Annotated in this window: 18 protein-coding genes; 3 read left to right on the plus strand and 15 right to left on the minus strand. The window is 72.4% G+C overall.

Features of this window, described 5'->3' with window-relative positions; all coding sequences use genetic code 11:
• Window positions 1–51: 51 nt before the first annotated feature.
• The 10 genes from ABD981_RS15660 to ABD981_RS15705 all read right to left on the minus strand — a co-directional run bounded on the left by ABD981_RS15660 (window position 52) and on the right by ABD981_RS15705 (window position 12,039).
• Window positions 52–456, minus strand: a complete 405-nt coding sequence (locus tag ABD981_RS15660) for a cytidine deaminase (RefSeq protein ID WP_046908483.1) — start codon at window positions 454–456, stop codon at window positions 52–54.
• A complete protein-coding gene (locus ABD981_RS15665) occupies window positions 453–1,715 on the minus strand; it encodes an ABC transporter permease (RefSeq protein WP_046908484.1) in 1,263 nt (420 codons plus the stop codon). The genes ABD981_RS15660 and ABD981_RS15665 overlap by 4 nt, the downstream gene beginning before the upstream one ends.
• A complete protein-coding gene (locus tag ABD981_RS15670; protein ID WP_046908485.1) occupies window positions 1,712–2,830 on the minus strand; it encodes an ABC transporter permease in 1,119 nt (372 codons plus the stop codon). Before ABD981_RS15670 ends, ABD981_RS15665 begins: the two co-directional genes overlap by 4 nt.
• Window positions 2,827–4,542, minus strand: coding sequence for an ABC transporter ATP-binding protein (locus tag ABD981_RS15675; RefSeq protein ID WP_046908486.1), 1,716 nt, complete (start codon window positions 4,540–4,542; stop codon window positions 2,827–2,829). The genes ABD981_RS15670 and ABD981_RS15675 overlap by 4 nt, the downstream gene beginning before the upstream one ends.
• Window positions 4,543–4,660: 118 nt before the next feature.
• Window positions 4,661–5,719: a BMP family lipoprotein gene (locus ABD981_RS15680; RefSeq protein ID WP_046908487.1), complete on the minus strand. Its 1,059-nt coding sequence runs from the start codon at window positions 5,717–5,719 to the stop codon at window positions 4,661–4,663.
• A gap of 303 nt (window positions 5,720–6,022) precedes the next feature.
• On the minus strand, window positions 6,023–7,255 hold the full coding sequence (locus tag ABD981_RS15685; RefSeq protein WP_046908488.1) for an amidohydrolase: 1,233 nt from the start codon (window positions 7,253–7,255) through the stop codon (window positions 6,023–6,025).
• 116 nt (window positions 7,256–7,371) lie between these two features.
• On the minus strand, window positions 7,372–8,577 hold the full coding sequence (locus ABD981_RS15690) for a hypothetical protein (RefSeq protein WP_046908489.1): 1,206 nt from the start codon (window positions 8,575–8,577) through the stop codon (window positions 7,372–7,374).
• Window positions 8,574–9,467 carry an N-acetylneuraminate synthase family protein gene (locus tag ABD981_RS15695; RefSeq protein WP_046908490.1) on the minus strand — a complete coding sequence of 298 codons (894 nt, stop codon included), beginning with the start codon at window positions 9,465–9,467 and terminating at the stop codon, window positions 8,574–8,576. The genes ABD981_RS15690 and ABD981_RS15695 overlap by 4 nt, the downstream gene beginning before the upstream one ends.
• Before the next feature lie 53 nt (window positions 9,468–9,520).
• Entirely contained in the window at window positions 9,521–10,738 is a 1,218-nt protein-coding gene (locus ABD981_RS15700; protein ID WP_046908491.1) for an acylneuraminate cytidylyltransferase, read from the minus strand.
• Window positions 10,738–12,039: a DUF6716 putative glycosyltransferase gene (locus ABD981_RS15705; RefSeq protein WP_046908492.1), complete on the minus strand. Its 1,302-nt coding sequence runs from the start codon at window positions 12,037–12,039 to the stop codon at window positions 10,738–10,740. Before ABD981_RS15705 ends, ABD981_RS15700 begins: the two co-directional genes overlap by 1 nt.
• 199 nt (window positions 12,040–12,238) lie before the next feature.
• Between ABD981_RS15705 and ABD981_RS15710 the strand changes: the two genes are divergently transcribed.
• Both ABD981_RS15710 and ABD981_RS15715 read left to right on the plus strand, forming a co-directional pair.
• Window positions 12,239–13,249 (plus strand): glycosyltransferase family 2 protein, encoded by a 1,011-nt coding sequence (locus ABD981_RS15710; protein WP_046908493.1) that lies wholly within the window; start codon window positions 12,239–12,241, stop codon window positions 13,247–13,249.
• Window positions 13,246–14,553 (plus strand): alpha-2,8-polysialyltransferase family protein, encoded by a 1,308-nt coding sequence (locus tag ABD981_RS15715; protein ID WP_046908494.1) that lies wholly within the window; start codon window positions 13,246–13,248, stop codon window positions 14,551–14,553. Before ABD981_RS15710 ends, ABD981_RS15715 begins: the two co-directional genes overlap by 4 nt.
• A 4-nt stretch (window positions 14,554–14,557) precedes the next feature.
• Here ABD981_RS15715 and ABD981_RS15720 read toward each other — a convergent pair whose 3' ends face one another.
• The 3 genes from ABD981_RS15720 to ABD981_RS15730 form a co-directional block, all read right to left on the minus strand.
• On the minus strand, window positions 14,558–15,379 hold the full coding sequence (locus ABD981_RS15720) for a MerR family transcriptional regulator (RefSeq protein WP_046908495.1): 822 nt from the start codon (window positions 15,377–15,379) through the stop codon (window positions 14,558–14,560).
• 48 nt (window positions 15,380–15,427) lie between these two features.
• Window positions 15,428–16,081 carry a leucine efflux protein LeuE gene (gene leuE, locus ABD981_RS15725; RefSeq protein ID WP_046908496.1) on the minus strand — a complete coding sequence of 218 codons (654 nt, stop codon included), beginning with the start codon at window positions 16,079–16,081 and terminating at the stop codon, window positions 15,428–15,430.
• Window positions 16,082–16,281: 200 nt separating this feature from the next.
• Entirely contained in the window at window positions 16,282–17,862 is a 1,581-nt protein-coding gene (locus tag ABD981_RS15730) for an acyl-CoA mutase large subunit family protein (RefSeq protein WP_046908497.1), read from the minus strand.
• Window positions 17,863–18,061: 199 nt separating this feature from the next.
• On the opposite strand from ABD981_RS15730, the gene ABD981_RS15735 reads away from it, so the two are divergent.
• Window positions 18,062–18,916, plus strand: a complete 855-nt coding sequence (locus tag ABD981_RS15735) for a L,D-transpeptidase family protein (RefSeq protein ID WP_046908498.1) — start codon at window positions 18,062–18,064, stop codon at window positions 18,914–18,916.
• A gap of 177 nt (window positions 18,917–19,093) precedes the next feature.
• On the opposite strand, the gene ABD981_RS15740 is transcribed toward ABD981_RS15735, so the two are convergent.
• Both ABD981_RS15740 and ABD981_RS15745 read right to left on the minus strand, forming a co-directional pair.
• Window positions 19,094–20,182, minus strand: a complete 1,089-nt coding sequence (locus ABD981_RS15740) for a hypothetical protein (RefSeq protein WP_123954580.1) — start codon at window positions 20,180–20,182, stop codon at window positions 19,094–19,096.
• Entirely contained in the window at window positions 20,182–20,871 is a 690-nt protein-coding gene (locus tag ABD981_RS15745) for an RNA polymerase sigma factor (RefSeq protein ID WP_046908499.1), read from the minus strand. Before ABD981_RS15745 ends, ABD981_RS15740 begins: the two co-directional genes overlap by 1 nt.
• Between the last annotated feature and the right edge of the window lie 244 nt (window positions 20,872–21,115).

Genomic DNA, 21,115 nt, shown 5'->3' on the forward strand with positions numbered 1-21,115 from the left:
GGGAAGGCGGGAGCGGCCCTTCCATGGTGGCGGAAGGGCCGCTCCGACGTGCTACTTGCTCAGGTGCTCCGGGCCGAAGGCCTGCGGCAGCATCTCCGCCAGCGTGGTCAGGCCGGCGGGCGTCTCCAGGACGAGCTCGGGGCCGCCGAACTCGTACAGCAGCTGCCGGCACCGGCCGCACGGCACCAGGGACTCGCCCCGGCCGTCCACGCACACGAAGTGCGTCAGCCGGCCGCCGCCGGTCGCCTGGAGCTGCGACACCAGGCCGCACTCGGCGCACAGGCCCAGTCCGAACGAGGCGTTCTCCACGTTGCAGCCGGAGACCACCCGTCCGTCGTCCACGAGCGCCGCCGCGCCGACCGGGAAGGCCGAGTAGGGGGCGTACGCGTGGGACATCGCCTCGCGCGCCGCCGCCCGGAGGGCCTCCCAGTCCGGCTTCGGGGCGGGCGTCGTCACTTGCCCTGGCCCTTCCGGTAGGGCAGGCCGTCCGCCTTCGGCATCCGCAGCCGCTGCGCCGACAGGGCCAGCACGAGCAGCGTGGTGACGTACGGCGCGGCGTCGACGAACTGGCTCGGGACCTCGTCGGTGAACGCGTACCAGAGGAAGAAGCCGACGGCGAAGGCGGCGGAGACGCCCGCGACCACGTACTTCTTCTTGTACAGCTGCCACAGCGTGGCGATCACCAGGAGCAGCGCGACCAGCAGCAGCAGCGCGTGGACGTTCTCGGCACCGCCGCGCAGCTTGAGGCTGTCGGTGAAGCCGAACAGGCCGGCACCCATCGCCATGCCGCCCGGCATCCAGTTGCCGAAGATCATCGCGGCGAGACCGATGTAGCCGCGGCCGCCGGTCTGGCCCTCCTGGTAGATGCCGGTGGCGACGATCGCGAGGAACGCGCCGCCGAGGCCGGCCAGACCGCCGGAGACGGTGACGGCGATGTACTTGTACTTGTAGACGTTGACGCCCAGCGACTCGGCCGCGACCGGGTTCTCACCGCAGGAGCGCAGGCGCAGGCCGAACGAGGTGCGCCACAGCAGCCACCAGGTGGCCGGGATCAGCAGGATCGCGACCACGGTCAGCAGCGACAGGTTGGTGACCAGACCGCCGAGGATGCCGGCGAGGTCCGAGATCAGGAACCAGTGCTTCTGCTGGAGGTCCTGCAGCCAGTCCGAGAGCCCCGGGACGGTGATCTGGGTGATCTGGTCGATGCGCGGGGACTGCTTGGAGGAGCCGCCCTCGGCCTCGGCGAAGGTGAAGTTCGACAGGTAGCGGGTGAAGCCCACCGCGAGGATGTTGATCGCCACACCGGAGACGATGTGGTTGACGTTGAACGTCACGGTGATGACCGCGTGCAGCAGGCCGCCCAGCGCGCCGCCGAGGACACCGACGAGCACGCCGGTCCAGGGGCCCCACTGGTAGCCCGCCCAGGCACCGAACCAGGTGCCCAGGATCATCATGCCTTCGAGACCGATGTTGACGACGCCCGCGCGCTCGGCCCACAGACCGCCGAGACCGGCGAGGCCGATCGGCACGGCGAGCTGGAGGGCTCCGGAGACCTGGCCGACGGAGGTGAGGTCGGAGGCTCCCGAGATGACCCGGACCAGCGAGAAGAGGACGAGACCGGCCGCGACGATCAGCAGGATCCAGGGCCAGGTCAGCTTGCGGCGCCCGGCGCTCTTGGGCGCGGCGCTCGGCTTGGCAACGGTGCCGGTGCTCATGCCGCCACCTCCTTGTCGGTCTTGATGGCGCCGCCGGCGGCGAGCTGCTCGCCGACCTTCTGCTGCTGGCGACGGAGGCCGTAACGGCGGACGAGCTCGTAGGAGACGACCACGGCGATCACGATGATGCCCTGCATGATCTGGGTGATCTCCTTCGGGTACCCGGCGGTGTCGAGCGAGCTCGACGCCTTGTCCAGGAACGCGAAGAGGAGGGCCGCGAAGAGGATGCCGACCGGGTGGTTGCGGCCGAGCAGGGCGATGGCGATGGCGGTGAAGCCGACGCCGACCGGGAAGTCGAGGCTGTACGTGTGGGTCTCGCCGAGCAGCGTCGGCATGCCCGACAGACCGGCCAGCGCACCCGAGATCAGCATCGTGGTGAGGATCATCTTCTTGGCGTCGACGCCGCTGGCCTGCGCGGCGGACTCGCTGGCGCCGGTGGCGCGCAGGTCGAAGCCGAACTTGGTGCGGTTGAGCGCGAACCAGTAGACGACGCCGAGCGCGAGCGCGACGAAGGTGAAGCCGTAGATCTCGCCGTTGCCCTCGCCCATGTCCACGCCCGGGAACCAGCCGGACTCGGCGATGTCACCGGTGGTGAGGTTGTTGGAGCCGGCCGGCTGCACGCCGAAGTTCTTCGGCAGGATCAGCCAGGCCACCAGGGCGGTGGTGATGGCGTTCAGCATGATCGTCGAGACGACCTCGGAGACCCCGCGGGTGGTCTTCAGGATGCCCGCGACACCGGCCCAGAGGGCACCGGTGAGCATCGCGACCAGCACGATCAGCAGGATGTGCAGCGGGCCCGGGAGCTCGACGGAGGCGCCGACCACGGCCGAGATCATCGCGGCGAGGCGGTACTGCCCGTCGACGCCGATGTTGAAGAGGTTCATCCGGAAGCCGACGGCCACGGCCAGGGCCGCCAGGTAGTAGATCCCGGTCTGGTTGACGATCAGGACCTGGATGTCCGAGTACCCGGCGTTCTCGATCATCAGCCGGATCGGCTCGATCGGGTCGAGACCCGTGGCGAGCAGCACCAGCACGGTGAGGACGAACGAGGTGACCAGGGCGAGCACGGGGCCGGCGGCCCCGATGATCAGCTTGTCCTTGTCGATTTTCATCATCGGGCGTCACCGTCTTCGGGGTGCTCTTCGGCGCCTTCGAGGTGGCCGGTGGCCGCGCCGGTCATGGCGGAGCCCAGCTCCTCGGGCGTGATGGTGGCGGGGTCCGCGTCGGCGACCAGCTTGCCTCGGTACATGACGCGGAGCGTGTCGGACAGGCCGATCAGCTCGTCGAGGTCGGCGGAGATCAGCAGCACCGCGAGGCCCTCGCGGCGGGCGTCGCGGATCGCGTCCCAGATCTGCGCCTGGGCGCCGACGTCCACACCACGGGTGGGGTGGGCGGCGATCAGGAACTTGGGGCTGTGGCTCATCTCGCGGCCGACGATCAGCTTCTGCTGGTTGCCGCCGGAGAGCGAGGCCGCGGTGACGTCGATGCCCGGGGTGCGGACGTCGTACTCGCGCACGATCCGCTCGGTGTCCTTGCGGGCGGCCTTCGGGTCGAGGATGCCGCGCTTGGAGTTGGGCGCCTCGGTGACGTGGCCGAGGATGCGGTTCTCCCAGAGCGGGGCCTCCAGGAGCAGGCCGTGGCGGTGCCGGTCCTCGGGGATGTAGCCGATGCCGCCCTCGCGGCGCTTGCGCACCGAGACCTTGGAGATGTCCGTGCCGTCGAGGGTGATGACGCCCGCGTCGGGGCTGTTCATGCCCATCAGGGCCTCGATGAGCTCGGTCTGTCCGTTGCCCTCGACGCCGGCGATGCCCAGGATCTCGCCCTTGTGGATGGTGAGCGAGACGTCGTCGAGCAGCTTGCGGCCGGCGACGGCCTCGTCGTGCACGTCGACGGTGGTGGACGGGTCGGCCGGCGCGGCGGTGGTCAGCGGGGCGCCGACGGCGGCCCCGGCCTCGACCAGGGTCAGCCCCTGCACCCGCAGCATCGGCACGTCCGTCACCGTCGACTCGCGGGTCTCCGGCGAGGGCAGCTCGGTGCCGACCATCAGCTCGGCGAGCTGCTTGGTCGTGGCGGTCTTCGGGTCGGCGGTGCCGACCGTGGTGCCGCGGCGGATGACGGTGATGTCGTCCGCGACCTTCAGGACCTCGCCCAGCTTGTGCGAGATGAAGATGACGGTCAGACCCTCGGACTTGAGCTCGCGCAGGTTGTCGAAGAGCGCGTCGACCTCCTGCGGGACGAGCACGGCGGTCGGCTCGTCGAGGATGAGGATCTTGGCACCGCGGTAGAGGACCTTGAGGATCTCCACGCGCTGCCGGTCGGCGACGCCGAGGTCCTCGACCAGCACGTCGGGGCGCACCCCGAGGCCGTACGCGTCGGAGATCTCCTGGATCTTCCGGCGGGCCTTGCCGCCGATGCCGTAGAGCTTCTCGCCGCCGAGGACGACGTTCTCCAGGACCGTCAGGTTGTCGGCGAGCATGAAGTGCTGGTGCACCATGCCGATGCCGCGCGCGATGGCGTCGCCGGGGCTCGAGAACGAGACCTGCTCGCCGTCGATGGCGATCGTGCCCTCGTCCGGCTTCTGCATGCCGTAGAGGATCTTCATCAGGGTGGACTTGCCGGCACCGTTCTCGCCGATGAGGGCATGCACGGTGCCCTTGCGGACGGTGATGGCGATGTCCTTGTTGGCGACGACGCCGGGGAACCGCTTGGTGATGCCGTGGAGTTCTACGGCAGGGGGGCTGGACGCGTTGATGGCGCACTCTCCTTGGCCGGAAGGAGCGGGGGCGGAGGGGCAGGGCGGGGCGAAGTTATCGTGCCGGTGGGCTATCTACACGCGTAGCGCTGCCGAAAATTGAAAACCCGTACGGGAATGGGCCCGGGGCCCGGTACCAGTGGGGGTGCCACTGGGACCGGGCCCGCGGGCTCAGGTCGTGACCCGAGTGCCGTTACGGCGTGGTCTTGACCGTGATCTTGCCGTCGACGATGTCCTTCTCCGCCTTCTCGACGGCGGCGATGAGGTCGGTCATCTTCTTGTACTCGGGGTTGGAGTCGGCCAGGCCGACGCCGTCCGTGGCGAGGCCGTAGCGGATCTCACCGGTCTGCGGCTTGCCGTCCTTGACCGACTTGATCAGGTTGAAGACGGAGTCCGAGACGTCCTTGGTGACCGAGGTGAGGATGTTGGCCTTGTACGCGGCCAGACCCTTCTGGTTGTACTGGTCGGAGTCGACGCCGATGGCCCACTTGCCGGCCTTCGAGGTGGCCTCGATCGCGCCGGAGCCGGCGAGACCGGCGGCCGCGTAGATCACGTCGGCGCCCTTGTCGAGCTGGCCCTGGGCCGCGGCCTTGCCGAGGTCGGGCTTGGAGAAGCCGTCGAAGTTCGGCGGCTGGGTCAGGTACTGGGTGAGCACCTCGGCCTTGGGGTTGGTGGCCTTGACGCCCTGGACGAAGCCCGCCTCGAACTTCTTGATCAGCGGAACCTCGACACCGCCGATGAAGCCGACCTTGCCGGTCTTGGACGCCTTGGCGGCGGCGACGCCGGCCAGGTAGGAGCCCTGCTCCTCGTTGAAGACGAGGTTGGCGATGTTCGGGCCGGTCTTCGACGTGTCGTCGATGAGGCCGAAGGTGGTCTTCGGGTAGGCCTTGGCGACCTTCTCGATGGCCGGGGCGTAGGCGAAGCCGACGCCGATGACCGGGTTGTTCCCGGCGCGGGCCAGAGCGGTCAGGCGCTGCACCTTGTCGGCGTCGCCCTCACCCTCGGAGGGCTCGGCCTCGGCACCCTTGACGCCGAGCTCGTCCTCGGCCTTCTTCAGGCCCTCGTAGGCGGCGTCGTTGAAGGACTGGTCGCCGCGGCCGCCGATGTCGTACGCGATGGCGGCCTTGGTGGCGCCGGTGGAGGAGCTGGGGCTCGAACCGGCGTCCGTCGACGACTTGCCACAGGCGGTGGCGGACAGGGCGAGGGCCGCGGAGGCGATGCCTACCGTGGTGATCCTGGTGATCCGGCGCAAGAGGAGGGTCCCTTCGAGACTGACCGAAAGCGCCTCTTCCGGCGCTGGTTTCGCGGCGATCGTAACGCGCGTAGATGTCAGTTAAAGACCCGTTCATGAGTCGTTATCGGATCGACGCGAACCGGCCAACTGGCAACCCCCGGCGTCCGGCCCGATACGGCCCGTCATACACGCTGGTACGGAGGTACGGGCCGGGCCCCGATCCGACACGCCGGGGGCTGGGCCGGACGGAGGAACGAGAACCGGCCCGCCATTAAGTCGTACTTAAAGTCCGGTATTCGGCGTTTCTGTGAACGCCGGGTGTCAGCTCCCCGCGGCGGCGTCGAGGAGGGCCGCCGCGGTGAAGAGCTCCACCCCGACGGTGATGGCCTGCTCGTCCACGTCGAAGTCGCCGGCGTGCAGGTCGCGCACCCGGGTGTCGCCGGGGGTCCGGACGCCGAGCCGGGCCATGGCGCCGGGGACGTGCTCCAGGTACCAGGAGAAGTCCTCGCCGCCGAGCGACTGCTCGGTGTCCTCGATCGCGTACGGGCCGCGCCGGGCCGCCATCGCGTCGCGGAGCAGCTCGGTGACGACCGGGTCGTTGACGACCGGGGGGACGCCGCGGACGTAGTCGACGGTCGACTTGGCCCGGTGCAGGGCGGCGATCTCGTCGATCGCCGCGTGCACCAGGTCCGGGGCCTCCCGCCAGGTCGGCAGGTCCAGGCAGCGGACGGTGCCGGAGAGCTCGGCGTGCTGCGGGATGACGTTGCAGGCATGCCCGGCCTCGATCCGGCCCCAGGTGACCGAGAGGCCCGAGCGGGCGTCCACCCGGCGGGCGAGCACCGCGGAGACGTCCACGGCGACCCGGGCGGCCGCGGTGACCAGGTCGGTGGTCAGGTGCGGGCGGGCGGTGTGGCCGCCGGGGCCGTCGAGGGTGACCTCCAGGCGGTCGCAGGCGGAGGTGATGGGCCCGGGGCGCAGCCCGATCCGGCCGGCGTCGACCCGCGGGTCGCAGTGCACCGCGATGATGCGGCCGACGCCGTCCAGCACGCCGCACTCGATGGCGTCGGCGGCGCCGCCGGGCAGCACCTCCTCGGCGGGCTGGAAGATCAGCCGGACGGCGGCCGGGAGGCGGCCCTGCCGGTCCAGCTCGGCGAGCACGAGCCCGGCGCCCAGAACGGCGGTGGTGTGCACGTCGTGGCCGCAGGCGTGGGCGCGGTCGGGGAGGGTGGAGCGGTACGCCACGGACTTGGTGTCCGGAATGGGGAGCGCGTCGATGTCGGCGCGGATCGCCAGCATGGGCCGCCGCCGGTCCCAGGTGCCGATGTCGCACATCAGACCGGTGCCGGTGGCGAGCACCTTCGGCGCCAGGCCCGCCGCCTCCAGCCGCTCCTTGAGCGCGGCGGTGGTGCGGAACTCCTGGTTGCCGAGCTCGGGGTGCATGTGCAAGTCCCTGCGGAACGCGATCAGTTCGCCGCGCAGGGTGTCGGACAGCGTTCCGGGCAGCGTTGCGGGCGCCGCGTCGGAGCCGGGCTCACGGGACTTCAACTGGTTCACCTTTTGAAGGGTAGGCCCCAAGAGAGGTCAACTGCCCGTTGATCACGAAAAGTTCAGCCCGTTAGGGGAAAGAAATCCGGTTCCGCAGGCATGACGGTCACCCTCTGTGGGTACGCTTACCCGAATTCGAGCCTTTCGGTGAGGGTCGCGGTGCCGGCGACGCCCGCCAGGAAGCCCTGCGCGCGCGGTGAGGCGTTCTCCCGCAGCCACTCGGGGGCGATCTCGCAGACGGCCACCTTCACCCCCGTGCCGGCGAGGGCCAGCGGCAGGGTGTGCACGACGGTCGACGGGAAGCTGACGACCGTGCGCCCGATGGGGCCGCGGCGGGCGATCAGCTCCAGCGGCAGATCGGGGCGGACCACCTCCAGGCCGGTCTCCACCGCGATCCGGTGCAGCTTCTCGGCGCTCTCGCGGCGGTGCGCGAAGTAGCGGGTGGCGCCGTGGGTGCGGGCCAGCACCGTCACGGCCCGCAGGTACTCGTCGGGGTCGACGACGCCGGTCTCCACCAGCGAGGTGCCGACCAGGTCGGCGCCGCGGGTCAGCCGGGGCGGGCCGAAGCGGGACCGGGTCCAGGAGAAGTCGTTGACGAGCACCGTGGTGCCCGGCGGCGGCTCGACCGGCAGCGAGGTGAAGATCTCCACCGCGCGGTGCCGGCCCGGGGCCAGCTTGCGGCGGGCCATCGAGGTCACCGGGGCGAGCACCAGTTCGCGCGGGCCCCGGCTGCCCCGCCGGTGCCAGCGCACCAGGCGTTCGCCGCGCGCCAGTTGGGCGGCGAACTCCATGGTGGCGGTGCCGTCGTCGACGACGGTGACCCGGCGGGGGCCGAACAGGGTGAGCAGCAGCTGGACGTAGCGCGAGAAGGGGTCGCCCACGATCACCCGCTCCGCCGTGCGCAGCGGCCGGGCGAGCTCCCGGAGCGTGCGCACCACGGCCCCCCGCCCCTGGCGGGCGTCCTGCCACTTCACCGTGATGCCCTCGTCCCTGGCCAGCTGGGCCATGCGGCGCAGCTGGCCGCGGGACATCGGGTCGGTGGGCGAGAGGACGACCACCGTGAGGTCGGCCGGGGCGGTGCCCTCTCCGGGGGCGGTACGGGCGGGGAGGCCGGAGTCGGGACGACCCGGTCCGTCCGCCAGGGCGGGCGTGCCGCCCCGCCCGGAGGGGCCGTCGGGCCGTCCGCCGGCCGCCGCCACGGGTGCGCGGCGGGTCGGCTGGGGCGGGACCGCCCGGAGGCGGGGCGGGTCCCGGTGGGCGGCCGTGTGGGCCCATTCCAGGACGTTCAGAAGCTGGACCGGGCTCTCGACGAACGCCAGCTGCCCGGTCATGCGGCGACGAGCCCCTGGACCCGGCGGAGCTTCTTCATCGGGCCGAGCTCCGACTCGTAGACCTTCTTGACGCCGTCGCCGAGGGCGGCCTCGATGGTGCGGATGTCGCGGACCAGGCGCTGCAGGCCCTGCGGCTCGACGGAGGCGGCCTGGTCGGAGCCCCACATGGCGCGGTCGAGGGTGATGTGGCGCTCGACGAAGGTGGCGCCCAGGGCGACCGCGGCCAGCGTGGTCTGGAGGCCGGTCTCGTGGCCGGAGTAGCCGATCGGGACGTTCGGGTACTCCTCCTGGAGCGTCTGGATCACGCGCAGGTTGAGCTCCTCGGCCTTGGCCGGGTAGGTCGAGGTGGCGTGGCAGAGCAGGATGTTGTCGCTGCCCAGGACCTCGACGGCGTGCCGGATCTGCTTCGGGGTGGACATGCCGGTGGAGAGGATCACGGTGCGACCGGTGGCGCGCAGTTCGCGCAGCAGCTCGTCGTCGGTGAGGGAGGCGGAGGCCACCTTGTGGGCGGGGACGTCGAACTTCTCCAGGAAGGCGACGGCCTCGGTGTCCCACGGGGAGGCGAACCAGTCGATGCCGCGCTTCGCGCAGTGCTCGTCGATGGCGCGGTACTCGTCCTCGCCGAACTCCACGCGGTGGCGGTAGTCGATGTAGGTCATCCGGCCCCAGGGGGTGTCCCGCTCGATGTCCCACTGGTCGCGCGGGGTGCAGATCTCGGGGGTGCGCTTCTGGAACTTGACGGCGTCGCAGCCGGCCTCGGCGGCCGCGTCGATGAGGGCGAAGGCGTTGTTCAGGTCGCCGTTGTGGTTGATGCCGATCTCGCCCGTGATGTAGACGGACCGGCCCGGGCCTGCGGTCTTGCTGCCGAGGGTGCGGAGGCGGGTGCTCATGAGGGTTTCCTTCGGGAGATCGGGAGATCGGTGGATCCGGGGGGATCGGAGGATCAGCGAGCGGGGGTGACAGGGGTGTCGGGGAGGCTGAGCTCGGGTCCGAGGAGCCAGGCGGCGATCTCGCGGATCGCTCCGAAGCCGCCCGGGGTCTCGGTGACCGCGCGGGCGGCGGCCCGTACGGAGTCGTGGGCGCTGCCCACCGCGACGGGCCAGCCGACGAGGTGGAAGCAGGGCAGGTCGTTGACGTCGTTGCCGGCGTAGAGCACCCGCTGCGGGTCGACGCCCTGCTCGTCGCACCACTGCTTGAGGGCGAGGTCCTTGCGGTCCACGCCGTGCAGCACGGGGATGCGCAGCTTGCGGGCGCGGGCGGCGACGACGGGGTTCTGCTCGCTGGAGAGGATCAGCAGCGGGACGCCGGCCCGGCGCAGGGCGGCGATGCCGAGGCCGTCGCCGCGGTGGACGGAGACGAACTCGCGCCCGTCGGCGTCGATGTGGACGCGGTCGTCGGTCTGGGTGCCGTCGAAGTCGAGGACCACCGCGTCCACGTCGTCGAGGGAGGGGGCGGCCGCCGTGTCGAGCAGCGGGGCGAGGGCGCGGGCCCGGGCGAGGTCGTGCGGGTCGTCGATCTCCAGGACCCGGGCGGGGTCGGTGACGACGAGGGCGGTGCGGCCGAAGAAGCGGTGCCGGTGGGTGCGGAAGCCCTCGGCGGCCATGGCGTAGACGGCGCCGGTCTCCAGGTACTCGGGCTCGCGGTCCTGACGGCGCGGGCGGTGCGCCTTGTCGTGGTTGACGCCGGTGGCGCCGGTCGCGCCCTCGGGGGCGTCCCGCCACAGGAAGCCGTGCGAGGGGGCGGCGGTGAAGGCGGTGTCGGCCGCGCCCGAGGTGATCCTGGCGGCCGTGCCGTCGACCTCGTCCGGGGTGAGGAAGGGGCTGGTGCACTGGACCAGCAGGACCACGTCGGGGCGGCGGCCCGTGGTGGCCTCGAAGGCGTCCATGGCGTGCAGGACGGCCGACTCGCTGGTGGCGGCGTCGCCGGAGAGGGCGGCGGGGCGCCGCACCGCCTCCGCGCCGAAGGAGCGGGCGGCCGCGGCGATGTCCGGGTCGTCGGTGGAGACGACGACGTCGGTGACGATGGGCGCGGCGAGACAGGCCCGCACGGCGCGGGCCACCAGCGGCAGGCCGGCGACGGTGGCCAGGTTCTTGCCGGGGACGCCCTTGGAGCCGCCCCGGGCGGGGATCACGGCGAGGACGGTCGGCGTCGGCGGTGTCATCAGATCTCTCCCAGCCGGCGGATGACGGGGGCCACCCGCTGCACGCCGTGGCGGTAGGCGCCGCGCGCCGCCTCGCGGACGATCCGGCGCACCCCGCTCTCGCGGGGCTCGGGCGCGGTGAGGTCGAGGCGGTGGCGGGCGAGGACGGTCGGCAGGTAGCCGCCGGCGGTCCCCTGCGTGTAGTACGGGGCGATCGGCGGCGGCGGGGGCCCGTCCAGCAGCTCGGCGACCCGCTCGCGGGCGGCGTCGAAGGCCTTCTCGTACGGCAGGTCGGCGGCGACGCCCTGGCGGGCCAGCCACTCCTCGTCGGGGCGCGGCACGGACCGCGCGTCGAGGCGGTCGAAGGAGGTGAGCAGGCCGGAGCCGATGAAGTGGTGGTTGCCGAGCGCCTCGCGCACGCCGAGGTCGGTGAGGACCGCGGTGGGGATCCGCCGGTGCAGGGCTTCCAGGGCGGCCGTCGAGGAGACGGTGACCAGCAGGTCGGTGCGGTCCAGGACCTCGCCCATGTGCCCGTACACGAGGCGGAAGTTCGGTGGCACGGGCAGCTCGCGCACCAGCTTCTGGTACGGGAACTCCTCCAGGTGCGTGGTGTGTTCGCCGGGCTTGGAGCGCAGCTTCAGCAGCACCTCGCGGTCCGGGTGCAGCCGGGCGTGCTCGACGAGCCGGCGCAGCACGTAGGCGCGTTCGGCCTTGGTGGCGGGCACGGAGGGCTGGGCCGCGAAGACCAGCGTGTCGCGGCCGGGCTCGGGGGTGTGCGGGGCGCCGCCCAGGAAGGGCAGGGCGGCCTCGACGACGCACTCCGCGTCGGCGCCGACGCCCTCGTAGACGGCGCGGAAACGCTCGGCGTCGTGGCGGGAGTTGGCGAGGACGACGTCGGCGCCGTGGCGCAGCAGCAGTCCGTCGGCGAGCTTCTCGTAGACGACGCCGACGTAGCCGGTGACGATCACCGGGCGCCGTTCCTGCGCGAGTTCGGCGAGGCCCTGGAGCACGGCCCGGACGGTGCCGCCGACGAGGGCGAGGACGATCACGTCGTAGTCGCCGTCGCGTACCTCCCGCAGGAACTCCGCGCCCGTCACCTCGCGGGGCGGGACGTCCGACACCCCGGTCTCGGCGAGCTGCCGCGCGGTGGGGGTGGCCCGGCCGCGCAGGACGAACCCGGTGGGACCTCCGGATCCGGTGCTTCCGGCGCTCCCGGCGCTTTCGGTGGTGATTCTGCGGGCGGTGAGCACGCCCCATTTCCACCGGGTGTCGGAGTCGGCGAGTACGGCGACGCGCGCCGCTCGATCGGTACGTGATGGCACGTCGAGGACGCTAGGAGGGCCGGGGGATTCGCGGCCCAACTGGGCCGCAACAAATGGTTAACAGCACCATGACGCATTGCGGGAAACGGACAGAAAGGGGTTCGGGTACGGGGTGGTTAAGGGGCCCGCCGCTTTGTGTTCACCGGGCATCCCTCTGTCGGTCAGGACGAATGCCGGGGCGGCGCATAGCGTCGGCCGCGTGGTCAAGCTCTCCGTCGTCGTGCCGTTCTACAACGTGCAGACATATGCCCCCGACGCCCTCAGAAGCCTGCGCGCCAACGCCCGCGAGGACTTCGAATTCCTGCTGGTCGACGACTGTTCGACCGACGGGACCGCGGAGCTCCTGGAGCGGGCCGAGCGCGAGATCCCGGGGGCGGTGCTGATCCGGCACGCGCGCAACGAGGGTCTCGCCACCGCCCGGAACACCGGGCTCGACGCCGCACGCGGCGAGTACCTGGCCTTCCTGGACGGGGACGACTGGCTGGCGCCCGGCTGTTACGAGCGGCTGGTCGCCGCCCTCGACGGGCTCGGCTGCGACTTCCTGCGCACCGATCACGTCCGGGTGACCGGGCGCAGCCGGTCGGTCCGGCGGGTGCCGGTGGGGCGGCGCGGCGAGGTGCTGCGGCCGCGCGACGCGATCCTGCCGGCCGACCGGACGACCTCGGTGGACTACCCGTACGCCTGGGCCGGGCTCTACCACCGGCGGCTGCTCGACCGGGGGCTGCTGCACTTCCCGCACGGGCTGCGGACGGCCGAGGACCGGCCGTGGATCTGGCGGCTGCACCGGGAGGCGGAATCCTTCGCCGTCACCGGTGAGCTGGGAATCTTCTACCGGCGCGGGGTGGCCACCTCGCTCACGCAGATCGGCGACGTACGGCAGCTCGATTTCATTCGCGCATTCGACCAGGTGATCGAAGAAACAATGAGCGATCCGGACGCGGACCGACTTCTCCCGAAGGCCGTCCGCACCTATTGCGCGGTGATTTCCCACCACATCGGGAACATGGCCAAATTCGAACCCGAAGTGGCGCGGAAATTGCGGGCGATGAGTGCGGGGGCGCTGCGCCGGATGCCGCAGGACGTCCTCGGCGAGGCACTCACCGCGATGGGCGACGAGCGGGCCGGCGCCCTGCGCCGCCTGAAGCGCCGCCGGCCCGCCCCGGCCCCCGCTCCCTCGACCTCCACCGTCCGGAAGGCGGGCGCCGCGTGAGCACCACCACCCAGATCTTCTACGCCTCCACCCTCTACGGCGCCGCCACCCTCGCCGCCGCCCTGGACAGCGGCTGCTTCCGCCCCGCCGACCGGCGCCTGCTGCTCGTCTCCACCAACGCCGCCGTCCCGGAGACCGCCACCCCGCTCGACCGGATGCCCGGCTTCGAGCGACTGCGCGGCCGCTTCGACGGCGTCCTCGACTGGAACGCGACGATCGAGCCGCTGCACCCCGGCGGCTGGACCCCCCGCCCCGACGACCTGCCGATGCTCCAGCGCCACCTGCGGCTGCTGTGGGGACTCGGCACCGACCGGGTCGAACTCACCGTGGAATCACTCCAGGTGGCACCCGCGCTGACCATCGCCCAGCTCTTCCCGGACGCCCCCGTCGACGTGTACGCGGACGGGCTGATGAGCTACGGCCCGACCCGCAACAAGATCGACCCGCTGGTCGGCGAGCGGGTGCGCCGGCTGCTCCACCTCGACCTGGTGCCCGGCCTCGACCCGCTGCTGCTCGCCGAGTTCGGCGCCGTCGCCGAGACCGTGCCGACCGAGGCCTTCACCAAGGTCGTCGAGGAACTGGCCGGACCCGCCGCCGGCCAGGAGGGCCCCGCGCTGCTGCTGGGCCAGTACCTGTCGGCGCTCGCGCTGCTCACCCCCGCCGAGGAGGGCGAGCTGCACCTGCGGATGGTGCGCGGCGCCGTCGCCCGCGGCCACCGCCGGCTCGTCTTCAAACCGCACCCGACGGCCCCCGACGCCTGGTCGCGGGCCCTGGTCCGGGAGGCGGAGGCGCTCGGCGCCGAGCTGACCGTCCTGGACCGGCCGGTGCTCGCCGAGGTGCTCTACCGCGAGCTGCGGCCCGCGCTCGTGGTGGGCTGCTTCTCCACGGCGCTGCTCACCGCGAGCGCCTTCTACGGGATCGGCACCGCCCGGGTCGGCACCCGCTCCCTGCTGGCCGGGCTCACCCCGTACCAGAACAGCAACCGGATCCCGCTGGCCCTGGTCGACGCGCTCGTCCCCGCCCTGGAGGACGGGGAGGCGACCGCCCCCCTGAGGACGGAGGAGCTGGCCGGCCTGGTCGCCGCGATCGGCTTCGCGATGCAGCCGAAGGTCCGGCCGGACCTGCGGGAGACGGCAGTGCGGCACCTGTCCGGGCCGCTCGCGGCCCGCACCCGGCACCACTTCACCCGCCGCCGCCTCACCTCCCTGGGCCTCCCCGGCGGCCTCCCGGTCCCCCGCCACCCGAAGATCCGCCGCCTGGCCCGCCGCGCCCTCAAGCTCAAGCGACGGGCCCTGGGGAGTTAGCCGCTCAGACCCGGGCGACCGGCTCCTGGAACTCGGTCACCCACTTGGTCCGGTCCTCCGGGCACTCCAGATACAGCTCCCGGGCGTAGCCGGTGGAGGCGTAGCCGTTGGTGTCGATCCAGGTGGCGAGGGTCTGGACGGTCGGCAGCAGGGTCTCCATCGGCCCCCGGTGCACGACCGTCGCCGCCTCCTCGATGCCGGGCAGCACCAGCACCTCCAGGCCCTCGACGGCGGTGCCCTCGGGCACCGTCATCCCGGCGTGCACCACGACCGAGCCGTCCCCCCGCCCGGCGTCCTCGTAGTACGCGATGCCCGGCCCGAAACCGGTGACCCCGGCCCCCTCCAGCCGGCCGCACAGCTCCTCGTACAGCGGCCCGATGACGGGCGTGATGTGCTCCGGCCCGAAGCTCGCGGCGATCCCGCTCAGCTCCGCGATCCGCACGGCGGGGACCTTCTTGACGACGACGTCCTGCGTGGACATGCGTCCCTCGCTCTCGATGGCTCGGAGCCGCGCACCGACCTGGGCGAGCCGGGCCCTCGACGCTTCGAGGGCCGCCTCCAGCTCGGCCTGCCGCAACCGCAGCATCCCGCGCAGCTCCTCCGCGCCCACCTGCTCGTCGAGGATCGACTGCACCTGGTCGAGCGTGAAGCCGAGGTCCTTGAGCGCGATGACACGGTTGAGCCGCGCGAGCTGCCCCGCCTCGTAGAAGCGGTAGCCGCTGTGCGGGTCGACCCGGGCCGGGCGCAGCAGTCCGATCGCGTCGTAGTGGCGCAGCATCCGGACCGACACCCGCCCGTGCCGGGCGAAGTCTCCGATGGTGAACATGACGCCCCCTACGGAACGGCCTCACACGGTGTGAGGGTCAAGCGGCGGTCAGGCCCCGGCCGTCGAGAGCTTCACCGCGAAGCCGAGGAACAGGGCGCCCGCGGCGGTCGTGGCGCCGGCCGAGAGGCGCTTGCGGCGGCGGAAGGCGGCGGCCAGGCGGGTGCCGCCGAATATGAGGGTGGTCAGGTAGAGGAAGCTGCCGATCTGCAGCAGGGTGCCCAGGACCAGGAAGGACAGGGCCGGGTAGGCGTAGCCCGGGTCGACGAACTGCACGAAGAAGGAGATCAGGAAGAGGATCGCCTTGGGGTTGAGGAGGCTGATGACCAGCGCCCTCCGGTACGGGTGCTCCGACGGACCCGCGTCCGGCTCCGCCGCGGCCTCGACGGCGGTCTCGTGCCGGGCGCGCCACATCGCGAGGGCGGAGCGCAGCATCCCGTACGCCATCCACGCCAGGTAGCCGGCGCCCGCGTACTTCACGATCATGAAGAGCAGCGGCGTGGTCTGGAGGAGCGAGGCCGCGCCGAGGGCGGCCAGGGTCATCAGGACCGCGTCGCCGGTGAAGACGCCGGCGGCGGCCCGGTAGCCGGTCCGGGTGCCCTTGCGGGCGGCGACGGACAGCACGTACAGCGAGTTCGGCCCCGGCAGGAGGATGATGAGGACGAGCCCCGCGAGATAGGTCGGCAGATCGGTGACACCCAGCATGAGGCGGAGTGTCGCATGTGAGTACGACATTCCGCTTGTGGGTTTCACTCTGCGGAACCCTTCCCTTCGCCGGATCGCGGCAGGTCCGCGGCCGTCTCCCGCCCCGGCCGCCGGCAGGACACCGGGGCCGCCGTGAGCGGCAGGCCGTTGCGGGGCCCGTCGGCGGGGGTCCGCCCCGGCCGGCGGGCCCCCGCCCGCCGCTAGAACGCGTCGGTCGGGACGTACGTCCCCCAGACCGCGCGCAGCGCGTCGCAGACCTCGCCGACCGTCGCCCGTGCCTTCAGGGCGGTCTTCATCGGGTAGAGGACGTTGTCCGTCCCCTCCGCGGCCTTCCGCAGCCCGGTCAGGGCCGCGTCCACGGCCGCCTGGTCGCGTTCGGCGCGGAGCCGGGCGAGGCGGGCGGCCTGCTGGGCCTCGATCGCCGGGTCGACCCGCAGCGGCTCGTAGGGCTCCTCGACGTCCACGGTGTAGCGGTTGACGCCGACGACGACCCGCTCACCGGAGTCGGTCTCCTGCGCGATCCGGTACGCGGAGCGCTCGATCTCGGCCTTCTGGAAGCCGCGTTCGATCGCGTCGACCGCACCGCCGAGGTCCTCCACCTTCGCCATCAGCTCCAGGGCCGCGGCCTCGACGTCGTCCGTCATCCGCTCGACGACATAGGAGCCGGCGAAGGGGTCGACGGTGGCGGTGACGTCGGTCTCGTACGCGAGGACCTGCTGGGTGCGCAGGGCCAGGCGGGCCGACTTGTCGGTCGGCAGGGCGATGGCCTCGTCGAAGGAGTTGGTGTGGAGGGACTGGGTGCCGCCGAGGACGGCGGCCAGGCCCTGGACGGCGACCCGGACCAGGTTGACCTCGGGCTGCTGCGCGGTCAGCTGGACGCCCGCGGTCTGGGTGTGGAAGCGGAGCATCAGCGACTTGGGGTTCTCCGCGCCGAACTCCTCCTTCATCACCCGGGCCCAGATCCGGCGGGCGGCGCGGAACTTGGCGACCTCCTCCAGGATCGTCGTGCGGGCGACGAAGAAGAAGGAGAGCCGGGGCGCGAAGTCGTCCACGTCCATGCCGGCGGCGACGGCGGTGCGGACGTACTCGATGCCGTCGGCGAGCGTGAACGCGATCTCCTGCGCGGGCGAGGCACCGGCCTCGGCCATGTGGTAGCCGGAGATCGAGATGGTGTTCCACTTCGGGATCTCGGCCCTGCAGTACTGGAAGATGTCCGCGATCAGCCGCAGCGAGGGCTTGGGCGGGAAGATGTACGTGCCGCGGGCGATGTACTCCTTGAGCACGTCGTTCTGGATGGTGCCGGTGAGCCGGTCGGCCGGGACGCCCTGCTCCTCGCCGACGAGCTGGTAGAGCAGGAGCAGCAGGGCGGCGGGGGCGTTGATCGTCATCGACGTGGAGACCTTGTCGAGCGGGATGCCGTCGAAGAGGACCCGCATGTCGTCGATCGAGTCGATGGCGACGCCGACCTTGCCGACCTCGCCGTGCGCGAGGGGCGCGTCGGAGTCGTGGCCCATCTGGGTGGGCAGGTCGAAGGCGACGGACAGGCCGGTGGTGCCGTTGGCGATGAGCTGCTGGTAGCGGGCGTTGGACTCGACGGCGGTGCCGAAGCCGGCGTACTGGCGCATGGTCCAGGGCCGCCCGGTGTACATCGAGGGGTAGACACCGCGGGTGAAGGGGTAGGCCCCCGGCTCGCCCAGCTTCTCGGCGGGGTCCCATCCGTCCAGGGCCTCCGGTCCGTAGACCGGTTCGATGGGCAGCCCCGACTCCGACTCGCGCGCCATGTGTTGTGCCTCCCGATCAGCCTGTTACTCGGCGGTACGGCCCCGACGCGACGGACTGCGGCCCCGGCCGTGCGGCGGGGAGGAGAGCAGTCCGCTGGGACCTCGCTCCCAGCATGCCCGTCTCGATTCGGTCACGTGCGCAACCGCGCGCGGCCGGGAAACATCCCTTGGGTACACACGCAATTTCGGGGGGCATTTCATGAAGCGATCGTCCGTCATACGCAGAGTGGTCCTGGGCGCGGCGGCCATCGCCCTGGTCGCCGGCTGCGGGCCGCAGGCCGTGGGTTCCGGCGGTACGGGCGGGGGCGGGAGCGCGACGACGGCGCCGCCCGCCGCGACCACGGGCACTCCCCCGGCGACCCCGGGCTCGGACGACAAGCCGTCCTCGGCCGCGCCCTCCGCGTCCGACGGGACGACGGCGCCCAAGGCGCTGATGGGCGACGGCGACGAGACCGAGCAGGTGCGCGAGCTGCAGGCGCGGCTGCGGCAGGTCGGCTACTTCGACCGGGCGCCCACCGGCTTCTACGGGACGATGACCGCGGGCGCGGTGAAGTCCTTCCAGAAGAAGCGGGAGCTGCCGGAGACGGGCTCGGTCGACGAGGTGACCTGGCAGAAGCTGGTCGCCATGACGCACCGGCCGACCGCCGACGAGCTGAAGCCGTCCACCACCAACAAGCTGGACACCCCGGACCCGCGCTGCATGACCGGGCGGGTGCTGTGCATCAGCAAGGAGAGCCGGACGCTGGCCTGGATGATCGACGGCAAGGTGGTCTCGTCGATGGACGTGCGCTTCGGCTCGGAGAACACGCCGACCCGCGAGGGCCTGTTCAAGGTCGAGTGGAAGGCGCGGAAGTGGACGTCGACGATCTACCACACGCCCATGCCGTACGCGATGTTCTTCAGCCGGGGCCAGGCGGTGCACTACTCGGCGGACTTCGCGGCGCGCGGCTACGCGGGGGCCTCGCACGGCTGCGTGAACGTCCGGGACAAGTCGAAGCTGTCGGATCTGTTCGACCAGGTGCAGGTGGGCGACAAGGTCGTCGTGCACTGGTAGCGGTGCGGGCCGCGCGGCCCGTGTGACCTGAGGGAAGAAGTGGCGCGGGTGGGACCGGGGGAACGTGTCCCACCCGCGCCGTTGCGCTGAGCCGAAGGTACGGGGGGAACCCCGGCTCGTTGCGCTCGCCGATGACCAGTCGGCTCATTCAGTACAGCGCCGGCGGGTCGAAAAGTGTCACACCTGGGTGGGAGACCGGTCCCGGCCGGGCTTCTCGTGACCCTTTCCGCCACCTTTGTCGTCGCCCTTGCCGGGCTTCGCGCCGGGCTTCCCTGGCGCGTCGGGGTGGTGCTTGTCGCCGCCTCGGTCGCCCTTGTCGTCGTCGGAGCCGCCCGAGCCGCCCGAGCCGGAGCCGCCGTTGGAGCCGCCGTTGCCCTTGCCGTCGCCCGAGGGGGTGCGGCCGGTGGCGGTCGAGCCGGTGCCGGGAGTGCCGGAGAGGACGCGGGTGCAGTAGCGCTTGACGGTCTCGCCGTTCCTGAGCGCGCCGAGGAGCCGCTGCCGGCCGCTGTCGGCCAGCGTGCCGTCCTGGTACTCGCGGCAGGCCTTCAGCGTCTTCCTGCGCTCGGCGTCCTCGCCCCCGGTCTTGCCCGACTCGCCCGGGGTCGGCGACGCGCCGGTGCCGTCGTGGCCGCCGGTTCCGCCGGTGGCGGTCGGCGGGCCGCCGCTGGTGCCGGGGGTGGGGGTGCCGCTCTCGCGGTCCAGGGGCACGGACGGGATCGCCGGGCCCGTGCCGCCGCTCGGCGATCCGAGGACGGCGGGCCCGCTGGAGCCGGAGCCGTCGGGGGTGCCGGCGGCGGTGACGGAGCGGGGCGCGGGCTCCCGGGTGAGCGGCAGCATGCCCGTACCGGCGGCGACGGCGACCCCGCCGACGGTGACGGCGGCGAGCGCGGCGGCCAGGCCGTAGCGCAGGGAGCGGCCCCAGCGGTGGCCCGCGGGGGCGGGTGCGATCCGTACGGTGCCGAGTTCGGGCGCGGCGGGAGGCGTGGCGGCGGGCGCGGCGGACACCGCGTACGCGGCCGCGGCGGCTTCGGCGGCACGCTCGGCGGAGACCTTGCGGAAGGCGGCCAGGGCCGCGGCCTCGCCGGGGAGTTCGCCGTCCGGGCCGAGGGCGGCGGCGGGGGTGCGGGCCGCGCCGAGGGTGCGCGCGAGGAGTTCCGCCTGCGCGCGGGACGCCTCGTCGGGGAGGCCGACGGGGTCGACCGGCTCGCCGCGCAGCAACCGCTCCGCGGCCTCCTGGTCGAGCCACTGGTACCGCTCGTCGGCCATCACATGTCCTTCTGCGTCCGCGCGCGCGATTGCGTCACACCGCCGGGGGCGGTGGCCCCCGGGCGCCGGCCGCGCTGCGGAGGGACGCCGTCCAGCGGGGCGGCGGGGTCGGCCTCGGGGTCCTCGGGGCCCGTGGCGCCGGCCGCGCCGAGGAGTTCGGCGAGTTTCTTGAGGCCGCGGTGCGCGGCGGTGCGGACGGCGCCGGGGCGCTTGCCGAGGGTGTCGGCGGCGCTCTTGGCGTCCAGGCCGACGACGACCCGCAGGACGACGGCCTCGGCCTGGTCCTGCGGAAGCTGGGCGATGAGGTGCATGGTGCGGCCGGTGGCCAGGGCTTCCAGTGCCTCGCCGGCGGTGTCGGAGTCGGCGGGCTTGTCGGTCAGTTCGGTCTCGTCGCCGCCGACCGCGGGGCGGCGGCCGCGCATCCGGATGTGGTCGAGGGCGCGGTTGCGGGCGATGCGGGCGGCCCAGCCGCGGAAGCGGTCGGCGTCGCCGTCGAAGCGGTCGAGGTCGCGGGCTATCTGGAGCCAGCTCTCGGAGGCGACGTCCTCCGCGTCGGCCTCGCCGACCAGGGTGCGTATGTAGCCGAGGAGCCGGGGCTGCACCGCGCGGTAGACGGTGCGGAAGGCGTCCTCGTCGCCGTTCTGCGCGGCGAGCACTGCGGCGGTCAGCTCCGCGTCGTCCCCCAGCACTCCCCACACCTGTTCGTCGTCGCGCCATCGCGGCTGGTCGGCACCGCCACGCCGCCCTGGGCGCAGCAGAACGCTACGTCCTTTTCGGGCGCCGCGTCCACGCGGGTCCGCTCTTTGTACAACGTGCAACTTCTGTCGGGGACGGCGGGGTGTGACCGGGATGCGGCGGAGTCGCGGGGAGTGCGCGGCGGGGGTGTGACACAAATCGCGGACCCGGCGCTGTTAGGAGTACGGGGCCGTGCTG

The organism is Streptomyces showdoensis (assembly GCF_039535475.1).
Taxonomy (GTDB): domain Bacteria; phylum Actinomycetota; class Actinomycetes; order Streptomycetales; family Streptomycetaceae; genus Streptomyces; species Streptomyces showdoensis.